The organism is Persicitalea sp., assembly GCF_041751555.1.
Classification (GTDB): domain Bacteria; phylum Bacteroidota; class Bacteroidia; order Cytophagales; family Spirosomataceae; genus Persicitalea.
On sequence record NZ_JBGSXF010000117.1, the window covers coordinates 1 to 1,956 of the forward strand.

2 protein-coding genes are annotated in these 1,956 nt (G+C 54.7%); one reads left to right on the forward strand and one right to left on the reverse strand.

Annotated elements, in window-relative coordinates; genetic code table 11:
• Positions 1-1,682 (forward strand): hypothetical protein (locus tag ACEW8P_RS04000; RefSeq protein ID WP_373511820.1); only part of this gene is annotated, 1,682 nt, incomplete at its 5' end.
• Between the two features lie 3 nt (positions 1,683-1,685).
• On the opposite strand, the gene ACEW8P_RS04005 is transcribed toward ACEW8P_RS04000, so the two are convergent.
• Positions 1,686-1,956, reverse strand: a 271-nt coding sequence (locus tag ACEW8P_RS04005) for a hypothetical protein (RefSeq protein ID WP_373511821.1), incomplete at its 5' end; no start/stop codon positions are given.

Here is a 1,956-nt window from a genome sequence, read left to right on the forward strand (position 1 = left end):
CGGCAAAGTTTCGATTCTGGGTGTTGACTCCCTCAGACTTATACACCTTCACGCCCGCTACACTGGAATTGACCAAAGTACTCGAAGGCGAAGACTTCACCGCCTTCGATACGGCTGGTAATGATAAAGCCATCGTTGGTACTTCCGAAGGCTATCTGGAATGGAGTCCCGCTACGAAAGAGGCCGCCAAGAAAACGAAACTACCCGCTACCGATATTACTGCCGTGAAAGTACTGGGCGACAAAACCTGGTTCGGTACTTCGCAGGGAGCCTTCGCAGTAAATGCCGACGGCAAAATAGACTACTACTACGGCGAGCGCTGGCTGCCGGGCAACGAGGTCGTGGACATCGCAGAGGGACCGGAGAAGTCCATTTTGATCCTGACCAATTCGGGATTAGGTGAGATAAAGTTCAAGTCGATGACCCTACACGATAAAGCCATGTTCTACGACAAGCAAGTCCGGGCGCGGCACATTCGCAACGGCTTCAACGCTACGATTACCCGCATGGAAAAGGGCGACCTAAGTACAGGCTATCTGGGTGATTCGGACAACGACGGACTGTGGACTTCGATGTACCTGGCCGGGGAGATTTTCCGGTACAGTGTGACGAAAGAACCCGAAGCACTGCAAAACTGCCGCGAGTCGCTGGATGCCATGGAAAGGCTTTACACCATCAATCCGGTGGCGGGTTTTCCGTCGCGCTCATTCGAACGGCGGGGGTACATCGACCAACTTTCCGACCCTGACCGCTGGCAGCATTCCGACAACCCCGAGTGGGATTGGAAGGCCACTACGAGCAGTGATGAGGCCATTGGCCACATTTTTGCCTTTGGCGCGATGGCCGAACTCATCGATGATCCGAATTTGAAGCAGCGCTCCATCGCCCTGATCGACACGCTGATGAGCCATATTCTCGACCACGATCTGTATCTGATCGACTACGACGGCAAACCGACGCAATGGGGCAAGTGGAACCCGGCTTACGTCAACGGCTTTCCGACCAACGTCGGCGACCGCAAGCTGAACTCGTCAAATATCACGGCCATGCTGCAAACGGCCTACCATTTTACCAGAAAAGAGAAGTACAAAACCAAAGCGCTTGAACTCCTGCAACAGGAGGGCTATCTGGAAAACCTGATGCGTCCAATGGCGGAAATAGGGCAGGCCCCTGACTCGGCGGGGGTACTTGCCGCCAACTTATCCGAAGGCTGGAACCACTCCGACGACGAGATGTACTTCGTGGGATACTGGGGCCTGTACCGCTACGCCTTTAACGACACGCTGCGCGCCAAGTACAAAGAGGCGATCCTCGACCACTGGCAAGCGGAACGCCCCGAGAAAGAGGGCGCGTGGAATATATTCACAGCCCTGACGGGAACGCCGAATTTCGATTTACCCGAGACGATCTGGTACTTGAAGGAGTACCCGCTCGACATGATTAACTGGGAGGTAAAGAACAGCCACCGCCAGGACATTAAAATCATCGACCCCAACTTTCGCGGCCAAACTACCGCCGAAGTACTGCCGCCCGACGAGCGGCCCATCCGACGGCACAATGCCAACACTTTCCAACTAGACAGCAGCGGCAATGGTACTTCCGAGCACAGCGCGGGGGATATTTGGCTACTGCCTTACTGGATGGGGCGGTGGCTGGGGGTGATTAGTGCGCCGAAGGAATAAAAATCATCGCCCAAAATTCTCCCGCATCCCAGCAGGAATCTGCCGATAAAGGCAATCTACTATTTTCTCGAATTCGGCGGGCGGCGCATTATGATCAAAAGTCGGGGAAATGTAGGTCGAGTCGGCAGTAGCAATGGTCAGCGTGGCGGCAAGGGCGGCATCCACCTGATGTTTCTTGCTCAGGACGGGTACTTCGTTCAAGCTTTTGAGGGGTAGTTCCCGAACTTGCTCCTGCAGCTTTTTCCAAACCTTCTCGTCGGTCTTCGCAACTGTC